Raw genomic sequence first — 14,553 nt, 5'->3', positions numbered from 1 at the left:
CGTCACTCGGCGACGAGCTTGTCGATCTTCGAGGCCGCCGTCTTCAGGAACTCGTCGATGGAGGTCTTGCCGAAGATCACGGCCGACGAGTACTCGTCGCGGAAGGCCTGCCAGGCCTCGACGGAGTTCGGGATGCTGGGCACGTCCGCCGTCGCCTCGACCTGCTTCGCGAAGGCCGTGTAGTCCGGGTTCGCGGAGAAGTAGTCGGGGTAGGTGCCGGCGAGGTCGGTGCGCATCGGCATCTGACCGGTGAGCTCCAGCAGCTGGCCGTCGCTGTCCTCGTTCGTGGAGAACTGCAGGAAGTCCCACGCGGTGCCCTGGTTCTTGCACGCCGTGAACATCGAGACGCTCTTGGAGTCGGCGAAGGTCGTCGGGTTGTCGCGACCGTCGCTGGTCGGCACCGGCATGAAGCCGACGTCGACGGTGTCGGCGTACGACGGGATGGCCCACGGGCCGGCGAGCTGCATGGCCGTGGTGCCCGCCGACATCGCGTCGTCGGTCGAGGCCTCGTTCGGGGCCAGCTTCTCGTCGTAGATCGTCTTCCAGAACTCGGCGACCTTCTTTCCGGCATCCGAGTCGAACGTGGCCTTGCCGTCTTCGACCAGCATGGTGCCGTCGGTCTCGGCGAGGTACAGCGGATAGAAGTCGAACCACGGCTGGTAGAACTCGCTCGTGGGCGCCGGCCAGATCGCGCTCTGCACACCCGAGGCCACGATCTTCTTGGACCCCTCGAGGAAGGTGTCGTAGGTGTTCATCTGCGGGTCTTCGGGGTCGATGCCCGCGGCCTGGAAGAGGGCCTTGTTGTACATGACCATCACCGGGTTGGACTTCCACGGCAGCTGGTAGAAGCTGTCGTCGGTCTTGTAGGCGGCGAGCTCTCCGCCGCGCGAGGTGATGTAGTCGGCGCCGCCGTCGAGCTTGCTGAGGTCGACGAGGCCGCCCTGCTTGACCCATCCGGAGACGGCGGCCGGGGCCACGTTGTACACGAGGCACGGTGCGGTGCCGGCGGTGATCGCCGCGGTGATCGCCTCTTCGGAGGAGGATCCGGCCGGGATCTCCTGCGCGGTCACCTTCTCGTCGGGGTGGTCCTTGTTCCAGGCGTCGACGACGGCGTGACCCCAGGCCACCTCCTGCTCGTTGTTCGACAGCCAGACCTTGATCGGGCCCTTTCCGTCGGCCGAGCCGGCGGTGGTGCCGGCTCCTGCCGAGCATCCGGTCGCGACGAGCGCGAAGGCGCTGACTGCGCCGACGAGTGCTGCTGCACGGATCTTCTTCATGGTGTCCTCCTCGACACGGTGGGTGTAGCTGCCGACGGCGCCGCTGTGCTCTCGCGGAAGTGCACGACGTTGCAGTCGACGATCTCGGTGCGCGGCTGCGCTCCGAGGATGTCTGCCCGCAGGAGGCGGGCGGCCGCGCGACCTCGCGCGGCGGGGTCCGACGAGACGCTGGTCAGCGCCGGAGAGAGGTGGGCGGAGAGGTGGTCGTCGTCGAATCCGGCGATCGCGAGGTCGTCGGGGATCGAGAGGCCCTGCGAGCGTGCGTAGGACAGGCCGGCGATCGCCATCGTGTCGTTCGCGTAGACGATCGCGGTGGGGCGCTCGGGAAGAGCGAGCAGCTCCTCGGTCAGCGCGCGTCCGCTCGCTGCGGTGAAGTCGCCCTCGCGCAGCAGCTCGTCGCCGCCGATCTCGTCGGTGTAGGCCTCGGCGCGGGCTCGGGAGTGCACGTAGGCGAGCGGGCCGGAGATGTGCGCGATGCGCTCGTGACCCGCGTCGCGCAGGTGGGCGATGATCTCGCGCACGGGGGTCGCATCGTCGGTGCGGACGCACGAGAACGAGTGCGGCTGGTCGTAGGCGCCGACCAGGACCGTCGGCAGCTCGAGCTCGTCGAGGAAGGGCACGCGCCAGTCGTCGTCGCGGAGGTCGAGCAGGAGCGCTCCGTCGGCGCGGCCGTGGGTGAGCGAGCGGTAGGCGCGCTCCTCGGCGTCGCGGTCGGGGACCACCTGCAGGATGAGAGCCGTCTCGGTCTCGGCGAGCACGGACTCCACGCCGGCGATGAAGGCGGGGAAGAACGAGTCGTTCGCGATGACCTCGGGGTCGCGGGCGAGGACGACCGCCACGGCGTTGGCGCGGCGGTTCGCGAGGGCCCTGGCGCTCTGGCTGGGCGCCCAGTTGAGCTTCTCGGCCGCCGCGAGGACCTTCGCGCGGGTCTCCTCGGAGATCGGGCGGTTGCCGCTCAGGGCGTGCGACACCGTCGCCTTCGTGACGCCGGCCTCGCGGGCGACATCGGCGATCGTCGTGCGGCTCATGCCACCTCCTCGTGGAAAGACCGGAGTGAACCGGTTTGATGAGTGTAAACCGGTTTGATTGACCGCGTCAACGCTCGGCGCGGAACCCGTCAGTAGTGAGGGGAGCGGATGTCGCTACGCCAGTCGGTTCCCGAAGAGAGGAAGGGTCAGCGCCTCACGGCCCGCGACGTAGGTGATCACCAGCAGTGCCAGGAGCAGGACGATGCCGATGAGCGGAGCGAGCACCACACCGCGACTGCGCCGCAGCAGGAGGATCGCCGCCCCCGAGACGATCAGAAGGACGAGAGCGCCGATGTAGAGGGTGTTCACGATGGCGGCGTAGGCGGCGTAGTCGCACGACGTCGCCGTGCAGCTGGCGATGCTGAGAGTCTCGAGGAGCGTCGTGCCGGCCGCGAGGACACTGAGGAACAGCTGCACGATCCACACCAGGAATGCAGTTATTGCACGGCCGGTCGAGTCGCTCATGCCTGTAACGTAGCGCGCCGCTCAGACGAATCGCACGGTCTGCTGCAGGCGCGTGCGGACGTCGAAGAGCTCGTTGCCGCCGATCGCGCGCACCCCCGGCACGCCCTGGCGGAGCACCATGCCCAGCGCGCTCCGGCGCACGACGACGACCGGGATGCCGCGCACGGTGCCCAGTGGAGTGACGGCCTGCACGAGGTCGTCGTCCGGCAGCACGACGATGGCGCCGCCGAACCGCACCCGTGCGGCACGTGCCGTCACGCGCATGCGCCCGAGGAGCGCGGTGACGGGGGCGCGGACCCCGACGGTCGGGCCCGTGATCTCGCCGCGGCGGAATCCGACCACCCCGCCGAAGTCCTCCGACATCACGCCGTAGAGACCGGACGGGCTGAGGACGACGTGATCGAGCTTGTCGTCGGCATCCGCCCCCGTGGCCACGTCATGCCAGATCGTGAAGCCCATGCCGAGGTCGGAGACGGTCCGGGCCGTCTCCTCCTCCGCCAGCGCATCGGCGAGCAGCCGGCGAAGTTCGCGCGGCGCCTGACGGACCAGCGCGGGGTCGTAGGGATCGGGGACCTCCACGCCGACGCCCGCCCACTCGCGGATCAGCGTGATGTACCGCTCTCTGCGCCATCCGCCGGGGTGCCCGTAGGAGCGGGCGCGCGGCCGTGTGTCCGGACGGGCGGTCTGCACGCGCCATCCGCTCCACTCGCTCTCCGCGACGAAACCGTGCCCGCGGTCGTACGCGGCGCGGCCCTCGGGGGTGCCGATGAGCTCCCACGCGTACTGCACCTGGATGAACACGGCGGCGTCGCCACCCGTGTCGGGGTGCGTCTGGCGCAGGCGCAGCCGGTAGGCGCGCCGCAGCTCGTCGTGGTCGACCGTCGGGTCGACGCCGAGCACCTCGTACGCAGAGGCCGAGAGCGGGCTGTCGAACATCTCGCTCCTTCCGGCAGCTCTGATCCAGCGTATCCGCCGTGCCGGGGTGCGGACGCCCCGCACCGACCTCACCCCGTTCGCCGGGGAGAAACCCAGAGCGTCGGATGCCGGTACGGCGTGCCACCCGGTCGACACGCCGCGCCGCGTGCAGATGCTCTGGGGTTTCCCGCAGAGCCTGGCGGGATGCTGCCGTCGTGAGGCCGTGCACTCGGCGAGGTCACGCGAGGGCGACGGGCGATGGGCGGCGACCGCCGACGGACTCCGGTGGCGGGCGGGCGCGGGTGGACGGGACTTCGGCGTCGGGCGGGCGCGGGCGGACGGGAACGTGGATGCGGGGGCGGGCGGTCAGCCGGGCACGTCGACGATGCGCTCGGCGCCGAAGACGGGCGTCACAGCGCCGGCGGATGCGGCGGCGAGGTCGTCGGCCAGGGAGGCGAGCGCCGCGGCGGGCGCCCAGAGCTCGAGCGTCGCCGCCGCGCCGTAGCTCGGTGCGCCCAGCGTCGCGCCGTGGTGGCCGGCCCAGTCGCGCAGCAGGTTGTCGTAGCGGCCGGCATCCGCGTGGGGCACGACCACCGTCGCCTGCGTGAGCGATTCCCGCCGCACGGGCGACGCGAGATCCAGCGCCTCCGAGACGGCCGTGGAGTAGGCGCGCACGAGTCCGCCGGCTCCGAGCTTGACGCCGCCGAAGTACCGGGTGACCACGGCCACGACATCGGTGAGCTCCCGACGCCGCAGCACCTCGAGCATCGGGATGCCGGCTGTGCCTGACGGCTCTCCGTCATCCGATGACCGCGCCTGGTCGCCGAGCAGGCCGGTGACCATCGCGCTGCAGTTGTGCCGTGCGTCCCAGAACCGTTTGCGGATGCCGGCGATGACGGCATCCGCCTCCGCCACCGAGGCGACGGGCTCGACGTGGGCGATGAACCGCGACTTCTTGATGACGAGCTCGTGCTCCACGCCCGCGGCGATCGTCGTCGGGTAGCTGCGGTCTGTGCTCACCCCGCCACGCTAGCCCCGCCGCGTGCGCACGTGAAGTCGCTGAGTGCACGGCCTGTCGAGGTCGGGATGCCGTGCACTCGCCGAGTGCACGGCATCCCGCCGAGTGCACGTAAACCCGGCCTGTGGGCGTGACGTCGCCGAGTGCGCGTGAAGTCGACGGCGATCCTGACGGCGACTCCGACGCGACCCGACGCGACCCGGCCGCGGGAAGTGCGGGGTCAGCGGTCGATGAAGGACATCTGCTGGGGGTTGTAGCGGGCGCCGTGGACCCGCGTGGCCAGCTGATCGAGGGCGGACATCTCGTCGGCGGACAGCGCGACGGCGGTCGAGCCCGCGTTCTCGGCGATGCGCGCCGTGCGGCGCGTGCCGGGGATGGGCACGATCCACGGCTCGCGGGCGAGCAGCCACGCGAGGGTGATCTGTCCGGGGGAGGCGTCCTTCGCGGCGGCGAGAGCGGCGACCTGACCGACGAGCTCCTGGTTCGCGGCGCGGTTCTCCTCGCTGAAGCGCGGGATCGTTCCGCGGATGTCGCCCTCGGTGAAGGGCGTGCTCTGATCGACCGTGCCGGTCAGGAAGCCCTTGCCGAGGGGGCTGAACGGCACGAAGCCGATGCCGAGCTCGGCGAGCACGGGAAGCACGGACGCCTCGGGCTCGCGCGTCCACAGCGAGTACTCGCTCTGCAGGGCCGTCACCGGGTGCACGGCGTGCGCGCGCCGGATGGTGTCCGCCGACGCCTCGGAGAGGCCGAAGTGCCGAACCTTGCCCTCGGCGATCAGCTCGCCGACCGTCCCGGCCACGTCGTCGATCGGCACGTCCGGGTCGACGCGGTGCTGGTAGAACAGGTCGATCGTGTCGGTGCGCAGCCGTCGCAGCGAGGCTTCGGCGACCCGTCGGATCTGCTCGGGCCTGCTGTCGAGGCCGACGCTCTTGCCGTCTTCGATCTTCCAGCCGAACTTCGTCGCGATCACGACCTGGTCGCGGATCGGCGCGAGGGCCTCTCCGACGAGCTCCTCGTTCACGTAGGGACCGTAGACCTCCGCCGTGTCGAAGAAGGTGACGCCGAGGTCGAGCGCCGAGCGCAGCACGTCGATCATCTCCTCCCGTGTGCCGGGATTCGGCCCGTAGCTCTGCGACATGCCCATGCAGCCGAGTCCGACCGCCGAGACCTCGAGGCCCTGTCCGAGTGTGCGCGTGTGCATGGTGTGTCCTTCCGTCGGCATCCTGTCGTTCCGACGCTACGCCCGCCTCCCCCTCCCGAGGGAGGCCCTGCCGCACCCCCTCTTGGCAGGCCCTCCATCGCCGTCGAGCGCACATGATCTCGACGGCGGCAGGCAAGGGCGAAGGGGCGGTCAACCGAAAGGTGGAGGCGTGCGAGGGGGCGGGGAGGAAGAATGTGAGGATGCCGTCTCCTGATCACCCCGCCGCCGAGCCCGTGCGCGTGCGCACCTGGGCGGGGCTGATCGGCTCCGTGCGGGTCGGGCAGGCCGTGATCACCGTGGTGCTCGTCGCGATCGGTTCCTGGCGGGCCGCACTCGACGGCGTGCCCCTGCCGTGGGTGCTGGCGATCAGCCTCGTCTTCCTCGGCTGGCACGGCGGCGGCCTGGTGCTGAGCGAGCGCACCGCGGACCGTCGCCTCGCCGCCGGCTGGCTGCTCGGGCTGACGCTTATCTGGCTCGGCGCCGTCGCGCTGTCGCCGGAGTACGTGTGGCTCGCCTTCGCGCTCTGGCTGCTCTCCGGATTCGTGCTGCGGATGCGGTGGGCGGCTCCGCTGAGCATCCTGATCCTCGCCGTCGTCATCGCGGCTCCCGTGCTGCACCACGGCACCACCAGCTACGCCAACGTGATCGGCCCGCTGGTCGGCGGGGTCTTCGCGCTGGGGATCTCGCGCGGATACCTGGAGCTCGTCCGCGACGCGCGCGAACGGCGTCGGCTCATCTCCTCGCTCGTCCAGGCGCACGAGGAGATGGCGGCCCTGCAGGACGAGCTCGCCCGAACGCAGCGCGAGTCCGGTGCGAGCGCCGAGCGCACCAGGGTGTCGCGCGACATCCACGACACCGTCGCGCAGAGCATGGCGTCGATCGGCATGCTGGCTCGGACCGGGACGGAGCAGGATGCCGACCCCGACCGCGCGCTCGAGCAGATCGCCGCGCTCGCCGCAGAGGGACTGGCCGACGCCCGACGCATCGTGAACGACCTCATGCCGGCGGAGCTGGAGCAGGCCGCCCTCGGCGACGCGCTCGGACGGATGCTGCGGCGCCTGTCGGACGAGACCGGGATCGCGGCGACGCTGCAGGCCGACGACCTCCCCGCGCTCGGCCTCGACGCCGAGGTCGCCCTGCTGCGCACGGCCCAGTCGGCGCTCGCGAACGTGCGCACGCACTCCGGCGCCTCGCGGGTGGTGGTGACGCTGGCGGATGCCGGTGACACGGTGCGCCTGGACATCGTCGACGACGGACGCGGCTTCGATTCCGCACGACTCGACGCACCGGGGCCGGACGGCGGCTACGGCCTGCGTGCGATGCGGGCGCGGCTCCGCGAGCTCGGCGGCGGACTCGACGTGGAGAGCGCCCCCGGCGACGGCACGGCGCTCTCGGCCCATGTGCCGGTCGGAGGGCGCCCGTCGCCCCGCGGCGAGGGGAGAGCGTCATGACCGCGCTGCGCGTGCTGCTCGTCGACGACCACCCCATCGTGCGGGCGGGCGTGCGCTCGTTGTTCGACCGCCGCGACGACATCGAGGTCGTGGGGGAGGCCGCATCCGGTGAGGAGGCGGTGGCGCTGTCGCGGCATCTGCACCCCGATGTCGTGCTGTGCGATCTGCGCCTGGGCTCCGGCATGGACGGCGTCCAGACCACCGCTGCACTCCGCGCGCAGGAGCCGGCCCCCGCGGTGATCATCCTCACCACTTTCGATCGAGATGCGGAGATTCTCGGGGCGATTGAGGCAGGTGCAGCGGGATATCTGCTGAAAGACGTCGCTCCTGACGTGATCGTGCAGGCGATCCGTCACGCTGCCGCAGGAGGGCTCGTGCTCACCCCCGAGCTCAGCGAACGCGTCGTCGAGGTCATGCGGGCACCGCGGGTGCGGCTCACCGAGCGCGAGCTCGACGTGCTGCGGCTCCTCGACACCGGCTCATCGAACCGGGAGATCGCGAAGACGCTGTTCGTCACCGAGGCGACGGTCAAGACGCACCTCGTGCACGTGTTCGAGAAGCTCGGCGCCGACAGCCGCGCCCGGGCGATCGCGATCGCCCGGGACACCGGCATCCTCTGACCTTTCTGATGTCTCGGGCGTCTTGCCCGTCGCAGCTTCGCACGGCGCTGCCGTGCCGCGCGGCGCCGTGCCGTGCATCTCAACCGAACGATGGATCCGGTGCGGGTGCCGCGGCGCGAGGCTGGAGTCAGCCTCGAAAGGACACCCCTCATGCGCAAGCTCTTCTACGCCGCGTTCGCCTACATGCTCGTCGGCGTGCTCTCCGGACTCTTCTACCGCGAGTTCACCAAGGCCAACGGCTTCCCCGAGGGGCAGTTCACCCAGCTCGGTCTCGTCCACACGCACGTCCTCGTCCTGGGTTTCGTCGTGCTGCTGATCGTGCTGCTGCTCGAGAAGGCGTTCGCACTGAGCGAGAGCCGCCTGTTCGGCTGGTTCTTCTGGATCTACAACGCCGGACTCGTGCTCACCTCGGCGATGCTCGTCTGGCACGGATGCCTCACGGTGCTCGGTCGGGAGTCATCCGCCATGATCTCCGGCATCGCGGGGCTCGGTCACATCCTGCTCTCGGCGGGGATGGTGCTGCTGTTCCTCGCGCTGCGGAAGCGCCTGTTCGCTGCGAAGCCCGTCGCGGTGGCTGCGGCCTGAGCCGAGTCCCGGGTTCCTGGTTCACAACTCCTCAAGAAACAGGGCCGACAGACGAGGATCGGCCGATTCCGGGCGGAATCGGCCGATCCTTGAGGAGTTGTGAACGCGTTACTCCGCGGAGTCGTCGCGCAGGTGCGCGATGTGGGCCTCGTGACGGGAGATGTGGTTCGGAGACCTGCGCACGAAGAGCCACGCCACGACGAGCAGCGCGAACCAGATCGGCGTCACCGCCAGCGCGGTCAGGGTGTCGGGCTGCGTGGTCAGCGCCCACAGGATGAACACGAAGAACGCGAGCACCACGTAGGGCATGAACAGACCGCCCGGCATGCGGAACACCGATGCCGCGGCCTTCTCCTTGCGCGTGCGGCGGTAGACGATGTAGCTGATCAGGAAGATCGTCCACACGAACATGAAGCACACGGCCGAGACCGTGGTCACCATGTCGAAGGCGGTGCCGATGTCCTTGCCCGCGTACAGCAGCACGACGCCCGACAGCAGCAGGATGCAGGAGAGGAACAGCGCGTTCTGCGGCACCTTGCGCGACGACAGGCGGCCGAAGATCTGCGGGGCGTCGCCGTCCTGCGCGAGTCCGAACACCATGCGCGAGGTGGAGTAGATGCCCGAGTTCGCGCTCGACATGGCCGAGGTCAGCACGACGAGGTTCACGACCGTCGCGGCGATGCCGAGGCCCGCGAGGGCGAACATGGCGATGAAGGGACTCTCGCCCGCGACGTACTCGGTCCACGGGGTCACGGCCATCAGAACGATGAGCGCGCCCACGTAGAACAGCAGCACGCGGATCGGGATGGCGTTGATCGCCTTCGGCAGGTTGCGCGTCGGGTCCTTCGTCTCGGCCGCGGCCGTGCCGACGAGCTCGATGCCGACGAACGCGAAGACGGCGATCTGGAAGCCGGCGACGAAGCCCATGAAGCCGTGCGGGAACATGCCGCCGTGGTCCCACAGGTTCGCGAACGACGCGGTGCCGGCGTCGTGCTGGAAGCCGGTGAAGATCATCACGAGGCCGGTGATGATGAGCGCCACGATCGCGACGATCTTGATGAGCGCGAACCAGAACTCCATCTCGCCGAAGGCGGCGACCGTGGGCAGGTTCAGCGCGAGCAGGATGATGATGACGAGCAGGCCGGGGATCCACAGCGGGATGCCGGGGATGAGGGCATCCGTGTACCCGGCGATCGCGATGACGTCGGCGACGCCGGTGACCACCCAGCAGAACCAGTAGGTCCACCCGGTGAAGAAGCCGGCCCAGGGGCCGAGGAGGTCGCTGGCGAAGTCGCTGAACGACTTGTACTTGAGGTTCGACAGCAGCAGCTCGCCCATCGCCCGCATGACGAAGAACAGCATGAAGCCGATGATCATGTAGACGAAGATGACCGACGGGCCGGCGACCGAGATGGTCTTGCCGCTGCCCATGAACAGGCCGGTGCCGATCGCCCCGCCGATCGCGAGCAACTGGATGTGGCGGTTGCTCAGCGCCCGCCGCAGGTGCTCCTCCTCGCCGGTGCCCTTCGTGGTGCCCCCTGAGTGCTGATTCGTCACTGTTGATCCTCCGGTCGTCGTCGACTGCGCCCGCGCGCGGGCACGGTGTGCAGGCTAATACAAGCGGATGCCGTCGCCCGGACGATCCGCGGAGGGTCAGCCGGATCGGCTACTTCGCGACGAGCGTGGTCTCGAAGCTGTACATGTCGGGGCGGTAGCAGTGGTGGCCGTACTCGATGGCCCTGCCGGAGTCGTCGAAGGCGATGCGCTCCATCGTGAGCACGGGGCCGCCGTCGTCGATGTCGAGCAGTGCGCTCTCGTCTCCTTCGGCGCGCCGGGCGCCGATCTTCTGCTTGGCGATCCGGATCGTCACGCCCCGGGCGCGGAGGATCTGGTAGAGCCCGCGGGTGCCGAGGTCGTCGGTGGTGATGTCGCGGAACTCGCGGGGGAGGTAGTTCTCCAGCACGGCCACCGGCATCCCGTCGGTGCTGCGCTGGCGGCGGATGTAGACGACGTCCTCACCGACCGGCACGCCGAGGCCCACGGCGACGGCGTCGGTCGCGGGGACGACCTCGTGCGCGAGCACGCGGGTGCCGGGCTCGTGGTGGGAGCCCTGGAGGTCTTCGTAGAGGCTGGTCAGCTCGACCTGGCGGGTGACCTGTCCCTGCACGACCTGCGTGCCGATGCCGCGGCGGCGGACGAGCAGTCCCTTGTCGACGACCTCCTGGATCGCGCGACGCACGGTGGGGCGGGAGAGGCCGAGTCGCTGGGCGATCGCGATCTCGTTCTCCAGGCGGGCGCCGGCGGGGATGGCGCCGGAGTGGATGGCCCCTTCGAGGCGGCTGGAGACCTGGTAGTACAGCGGCACGGGGCCGGTGCGGTCGAGGTCGGCGAACAGCTCGTCCGGCCAATGGGGCTCGTCGCCGGCCATCGTTCCCTCCCCGGCCCGCGTGGTCGCGGGGTCCATGTTCCGACAATCTTACGTCCGCAACTTCGGCGGGCGGGATCTCTTGCGCGGACACACCTATGTGCTATTGTTAGGACATTCGAGCATCGAAGCGGATGCCGACGTACAGAGAGGTGTTCGCGCGCATGACCGAGACGCAGGACGCACCCGAGATCATCGCCTTCGGACGCCTCGGAGTGGACCTCTATCCGCTGCAGAGCGGGGTCGGCCTCGAAGACGTGACGAGCTTCGGCAAGTACCTCGGCGGCAGCGCGGCCAACGTGAGCGTCGCCGCGGCGCGGCACGGGCGCCGCTCGGCCCTCGTCTCGCGCGTGGGCGACGATCCCTTCGGCCGCTACCTGCTCCGCGAGCTCGACCGCCTTGGCGTCGACCCCTCCGGCGTGGCCGTCGATCCGCTGCTGAAGACGCCCCTGACGTTCTGCGAGATCTTCCCGCCCGACGACTTCCCGCTGTACTTCTACCGCGACCCGAAGGCGCCCGATCTGAATCTCGACGCCGACCAGATCGACCTCGACGCCGTGCGTGCGACCGATCTCCTCTGGCTCACGGTCACCGGCCTCAGCCAGGAGCCCAGCCGCTCCGCCCATCTCGCGGCGCTCGCTGCCAGGGGGCGCGCTCGACACACGGTGCTCGACCTCGACTACCGCCCGATGTTCTGGAGCGATCCGGCCGCAGCGTCCGCGCAGGTGGATGCCGTGCTCGACGCCGTGACCGTGGCCGTGGGCAACCGCGAGGAGTGCGAGATCGCCGTCGGCGAGACCGACCCGCACCGCGCAGCCGACGCGCTGCTCGACCGCGGCATCGAGCTCGCGATCGTGAAGCAGGGGCCCAAGGGCGTGCTCGCCAAGACCCGAGACGAGACCGTCGAGGTGCCCCCGCTGGTCATCGACGTCGTCAACGGCCTCGGCGCCGGCGACGCGTTCGGCGGCGCCCTGTGCCACGGCCTGCTGAGCGGGTGGGAGCTCGAGCGGATCATCCGCTTCGCGAACGCGGCGGGGGCGATCGTCGCCTCGCGCCTGGAGTGCTCGACGGCCATGCCCACGACGGCGGAGGTCGACGAGGCGATGGCAGGGGGGAACTGACATGGGCATCCTGACGGCATCCGACTTCGCGCGGCTGCGGGAGATCCGCTCGCGACGTCCGCACGAGATCACCGAGGCGCTGCGGGCGCGCACGCGGCGCGAGATCCTGGGAGCCGACGACCGCATGTTCATCGTCGCCGCCGACCACCCGGCCAGGGGCGCGCTCGCGGTGGGACCGGACGCGACGGCCATGGCCGACAGATACGACCTGCTCGACCGGCTCGCCACGGCGCTCTCTCGACCGGGCGTCGACGGCGTGCTCGGGACCCCCGACATCATCGACGACCTCGCCGCTCTCGGCCTGCTCGACGGAAAGGTCGTGGTGGGCTCGATGAACCGAGGCGGCCTCCGCTCGGCGACCTTCGAGATGGACGACCGCTTCACGGCCTACGACGTGCCGAGCCTCGTCGACTCCGGGCTCGACTTCGCGAAGACGCTCATGCGCATCAACTTCGACGACGAGGGCACCTCGGCGACGCTCGAGGCGACCGCCCACGCCGTCACGCAGGCCGCCGCCGCTCGACTGCCCATCATGCTGGAGCCGTTCGTGAGCCAGTGGAAGGACGGGCACGTCGTCAACGACCTGACGCCGGATGCCGTCATCCGCTCGATCGCGATCGCCGCCGGCCTCGGTGGCAGCAGCGCGTACACGTGGATGAAGCTGCCCGTCGTGGCCGACATGGAGCGCGTGATGGCGGCGACGACCATGCCGACCGTGCTGCTCGGCGGCGACTCTCCCGACGACCCCGACGAGACCTTCGCCGCCTGGGAGGACGCGATGTCGCTCCCCGGTGTGCGGGGCCTCACCGCCGGTCGCACCCTGCTCTACCCGCCCGACGGCGATGTCGCCGCGGCCGTCGACATCGCGGCCCGACTCGTCCACCCCACGCTGATCTGAGGAGCCCGCATGACCATCGACACGACAGCCGCCCTCACGGGTGTGCAGGAGATCGGCCACTGGATCGACGGGGCGCCGCGCCCCTCGACGAGCGGCCGCACCGCCGACGTCTTCAACCCCGCGACCGGAGCCGTGATCGGCCGGGTGGCGCTCGCCGACGAGACCGAGATCGCCGAGGCGATCGCGTCGGCAGAGCGTGCGCAGAAGGCCTGGGGCGCCACGTCGATCGCGAAGCGTCAAGCGGTGCTGTTCGCATTCCGCGAGCTGCTGAACGCCCGCAAGGGCGAGCTCGCCGAGATCGTCACGCGTGAGCACGGCAAGGTGCTCTCCGACGCGATGGGGGAGATCCTCCGCGGACAGGAGGTGGTGGAGCTCGCCACCGGGTTCCCGCACCTGATCAAGGGCGCCTACTCGGAGAACGTCTCGACCGGCATCGACGTGTACTCGATCAAGCAGCCGCTGGGCGTGATCGGCATCGTCAGCCCCTTCAACTTCCCGGTCATGGTGCCGATGTGGTTCTTCCCGATCGCGATCGCCGCCGGCAACGCCGTGGTGCTCAAGCCCAGCGAGAAGGATCCGTCCGCCGCTCTCTGGATGGCCGAGCTGTGGCGCGAGGCCGGGCTCCCCGACGGCGTCTTCACGGTGCTGCAGGGTGACAAGCTCGCGGTCGACGGCCTCCTCACGAGCCCTGTCGTGCAGTCGATCTCGTTCGTCGGCTCGACCCCCATCGCGCAGTACATCTACGAGACGGCATCCCGTCACGGCAAGAGGGTGCAGGCGCTCGGCGGTGCGAAGAACCACATGCTGGTGCTCCCCGACGCCGACCTCGACCTCGTCGCCGACCAGGCGATCAACGCGGGCTACGGCGCCGCGGGCGAGCGGTGCATGGCGATCTCCGTCCTGATCGCGGTGGAGCCGGTGGCGGACCGGCTCATCGAGAAGATCACCGAGCGGATCTCCCGGCTGCGCGTGGGCAACGGCGCGGGGGATGCCGACGGCGAGCCCGACCTCGGCCCGCTGATCAGCGGCGCGCACCGCGAGAAGGTGTCGGGCTACGTCGACATCGCGGCCGCCGATGGGGCGCGCATCGTGGTGGACGGCCGCGGCTTCGTCGTCGACGGGCACGAGGACGGCTTCTTCTTCGGACCGACGCTGATCGACGAGATCCCGCTCACATCGCGGGCGTACCGCGAGGAGATCTTCGGCCCGGTGCTGTCGATCGTGCGCGTCGAGACGTTCCAGGAGGGGCTCGACCTCATCAACTCCGGCGAGTTCGGCAACGGCACGGCGATCTTCACGAACGACGGCGGCGCCGCGCGGCGCTTCCAGACCGAGGTGCAGGTCGGCATGATCGGCATCAACGTCCCGATCCCCGTCCCCGTCGCGTACCACTCCTTCGGCGGCTGGAAGGCCTCGCTGTTCGGCGACGCGAAGGCGTACGGTGTGCACGGGTTCGAGTTCTTCACGCGGGAGAAGGCGGTCACCAGCCGCTGGCTCGACCCGGCGACGCACGAGGGCATCAACCTCGGATTCCCGCAGAACCGCTGAG

General features: G+C 70.1%; 14 protein-coding genes. 6 read left to right on the top strand and 8 right to left on the bottom strand.

Translation table 11 applies throughout. The features are described 5' to 3' along the window. Positions 1-2: 2 nt before the first annotated feature. The 6 genes from ACFY5A_RS04775 to ACFY5A_RS04750 all read right to left on the bottom strand — a co-directional run bounded on the left by ACFY5A_RS04775 (position 3) and on the right by ACFY5A_RS04750 (position 5,904). Positions 3-1,277 carry an extracellular solute-binding protein gene (locus ACFY5A_RS04775; RefSeq protein ID WP_387232095.1) on the bottom strand — a complete coding sequence of 425 codons (1,275 nt, stop codon included), beginning with the start codon at positions 1,275-1,277 and terminating at the stop codon, positions 3-5. Continuing rightward, positions 1,274-2,305, bottom strand: a complete 1,032-nt coding sequence (locus ACFY5A_RS04770; RefSeq protein ID WP_341940885.1) for a LacI family DNA-binding transcriptional regulator — start codon at positions 2,303-2,305, stop codon at positions 1,274-1,276. Before ACFY5A_RS04770 ends, ACFY5A_RS04775 begins: the two co-directional genes overlap by 4 nt. A gap of 114 nt (positions 2,306-2,419) precedes the next feature. After that, positions 2,420-2,770 (bottom strand): hypothetical protein, encoded by a 351-nt coding sequence (locus ACFY5A_RS04765; protein ID WP_387232093.1) that lies wholly within the window; start codon positions 2,768-2,770, stop codon positions 2,420-2,422. Positions 2,771-2,791: 21 nt separating this feature from the next. Continuing rightward, positions 2,792-3,706 carry a DnaJ domain-containing protein gene (locus ACFY5A_RS04760; protein WP_341940887.1) on the bottom strand — a complete coding sequence of 305 codons (915 nt, stop codon included), beginning with the start codon at positions 3,704-3,706 and terminating at the stop codon, positions 2,792-2,794. Between the two features lie 345 nt (positions 3,707-4,051). Continuing rightward, positions 4,052-4,705, bottom strand: a complete 654-nt coding sequence (locus ACFY5A_RS04755; protein WP_341940888.1) for a YigZ family protein — start codon at positions 4,703-4,705, stop codon at positions 4,052-4,054. A 218-nt stretch (positions 4,706-4,923) separates the two neighbouring features. Further along, the gene (locus tag ACFY5A_RS04750) at positions 4,924-5,904 is read right to left on the bottom strand and encodes an aldo/keto reductase (protein WP_387232090.1); all 981 of its coding nucleotides are present in this window, start codon (positions 5,902-5,904) and stop codon (positions 4,924-4,926) included. A 200-nt stretch (positions 5,905-6,104) separates the two neighbouring features. Between ACFY5A_RS04750 and ACFY5A_RS04745 the strand changes: the two genes are divergently transcribed. The 3 genes from ACFY5A_RS04745 to ACFY5A_RS04735 all read left to right on the top strand — a co-directional run bounded on the left by ACFY5A_RS04745 (position 6,105) and on the right by ACFY5A_RS04735 (position 8,560). Next, the gene (locus ACFY5A_RS04745; protein WP_387232088.1) at positions 6,105-7,355 is read left to right on the top strand and encodes a sensor histidine kinase; all 1,251 of its coding nucleotides are present in this window, start codon (positions 6,105-6,107) and stop codon (positions 7,353-7,355) included. Then, the gene (locus ACFY5A_RS04740) at positions 7,352-7,975 is read left to right on the top strand and encodes a response regulator transcription factor (protein ID WP_223585551.1); all 624 of its coding nucleotides are present in this window, start codon (positions 7,352-7,354) and stop codon (positions 7,973-7,975) included. The genes ACFY5A_RS04745 and ACFY5A_RS04740 overlap by 4 nt, the downstream gene beginning before the upstream one ends. Positions 7,976-8,125: 150 nt before the next feature. Continuing rightward, entirely contained in the window at positions 8,126-8,560 is a 435-nt protein-coding gene (locus ACFY5A_RS04735; RefSeq protein ID WP_387232086.1) for a DUF2871 domain-containing protein, read from the top strand. A gap of 108 nt (positions 8,561-8,668) precedes the next feature. On the opposite strand, the gene cycA is transcribed toward ACFY5A_RS04735, so the two are convergent. Next, on the bottom strand, positions 8,669-10,117 hold the full coding sequence (cycA, locus tag ACFY5A_RS04730; RefSeq protein WP_387232084.1) for a D-serine/D-alanine/glycine transporter: 1,449 nt from the start codon (positions 10,115-10,117) through the stop codon (positions 8,669-8,671). 109 nt (positions 10,118-10,226) lie between these two features. Continuing rightward, positions 10,227-10,988 carry a GntR family transcriptional regulator gene (locus tag ACFY5A_RS04725; protein WP_105675959.1) on the bottom strand — a complete coding sequence of 254 codons (762 nt, stop codon included), beginning with the start codon at positions 10,986-10,988 and terminating at the stop codon, positions 10,227-10,229. Between the two features lie 161 nt (positions 10,989-11,149). Between ACFY5A_RS04725 and iolC the strand changes: the two genes are divergently transcribed. From iolC to ACFY5A_RS04710, 3 genes are read left to right on the top strand one after another with little or no spacing between them, the layout of a single operon-like run. After that, the gene (gene iolC, locus ACFY5A_RS04720) at positions 11,150-12,106 is read left to right on the top strand and encodes a 5-dehydro-2-deoxygluconokinase (RefSeq protein ID WP_341942606.1); all 957 of its coding nucleotides are present in this window, start codon (positions 11,150-11,152) and stop codon (positions 12,104-12,106) included. 1 nt (position 12,107) lies between these two features. After that, positions 12,108-13,004 carry a class I fructose-bisphosphate aldolase gene (locus tag ACFY5A_RS04715; RefSeq protein WP_181155935.1) on the top strand — a complete coding sequence of 299 codons (897 nt, stop codon included), beginning with the start codon at positions 12,108-12,110 and terminating at the stop codon, positions 13,002-13,004. A gap of 9 nt (positions 13,005-13,013) precedes the next feature. Beyond that, on the top strand, positions 13,014-14,552 hold the full coding sequence (locus ACFY5A_RS04710; protein ID WP_105675927.1) for a CoA-acylating methylmalonate-semialdehyde dehydrogenase: 1,539 nt from the start codon (positions 13,014-13,016) through the stop codon (positions 14,550-14,552). The last annotated feature ends 1 nt before the right edge of the window (position 14,553 follow it).

It is taken from the genome of Microbacterium sp. NPDC012755, from assembly GCF_042901325.1.
Taxonomy (GTDB): Bacteria; Actinomycetota; Actinomycetes; order Actinomycetales; family Microbacteriaceae; genus Microbacterium; species Microbacterium natoriense.
This window is presented reverse-complemented; position numbering and strand designations above follow the sequence as displayed.

Bases quoted from the DNA above. Each gene is read 5' to 3' on its own strand.
- ACFY5A_RS04775 (WP_387232095.1), bottom strand. From the start codon at position 1,277: ATGAAGAAGATCCGTGCAGCAGCACTCGTCGGCGCAGTCAGCGCCTTC.
- ACFY5A_RS04770 (WP_341940885.1), bottom strand. From the start codon at position 2,305: ATGAGCCGCACGACGATCGCCGATGTCGCCCGCGAGGCCGGCGTCACG.
- ACFY5A_RS04765 (WP_387232093.1), bottom strand. From the start codon at position 2,770: ATGAGCGACTCGACCGGCCGTGCAATAACTGCATTCCTGGTGTGGATC.
- ACFY5A_RS04760 (WP_341940887.1), bottom strand. From the start codon at position 3,706: ATGTTCGACAGCCCGCTCTCGGCCTCTGCGTACGAGGTGCTCGGCGTC.
- ACFY5A_RS04750 (WP_387232090.1), bottom strand. From the start codon at position 5,904: ATGCACACGCGCACACTCGGACAGGGCCTCGAGGTCTCGGCGGTCGGA.
- ACFY5A_RS04745 (WP_387232088.1), top strand. From the start codon at position 6,105: ATGCCGTCTCCTGATCACCCCGCCGCCGAGCCCGTGCGCGTGCGCACC.
- ACFY5A_RS04740 (WP_223585551.1), top strand. From the start codon at position 7,352: ATGACCGCGCTGCGCGTGCTGCTCGTCGACGACCACCCCATCGTGCGG.
- ACFY5A_RS04735 (WP_387232086.1), top strand. From the start codon at position 8,126: ATGCGCAAGCTCTTCTACGCCGCGTTCGCCTACATGCTCGTCGGCGTG.
- ACFY5A_RS04725 (WP_105675959.1), bottom strand. From the start codon at position 10,988: ATGGCCGGCGACGAGCCCCATTGGCCGGACGAGCTGTTCGCCGACCTC.
- iolC (WP_341942606.1), top strand. From the start codon at position 11,150: ATGACCGAGACGCAGGACGCACCCGAGATCATCGCCTTCGGACGCCTC.
- ACFY5A_RS04715 (WP_181155935.1), top strand. From the start codon at position 12,108: ATGGGCATCCTGACGGCATCCGACTTCGCGCGGCTGCGGGAGATCCGC.
- ACFY5A_RS04710 (WP_105675927.1), top strand. From the start codon at position 13,014: ATGACCATCGACACGACAGCCGCCCTCACGGGTGTGCAGGAGATCGGC.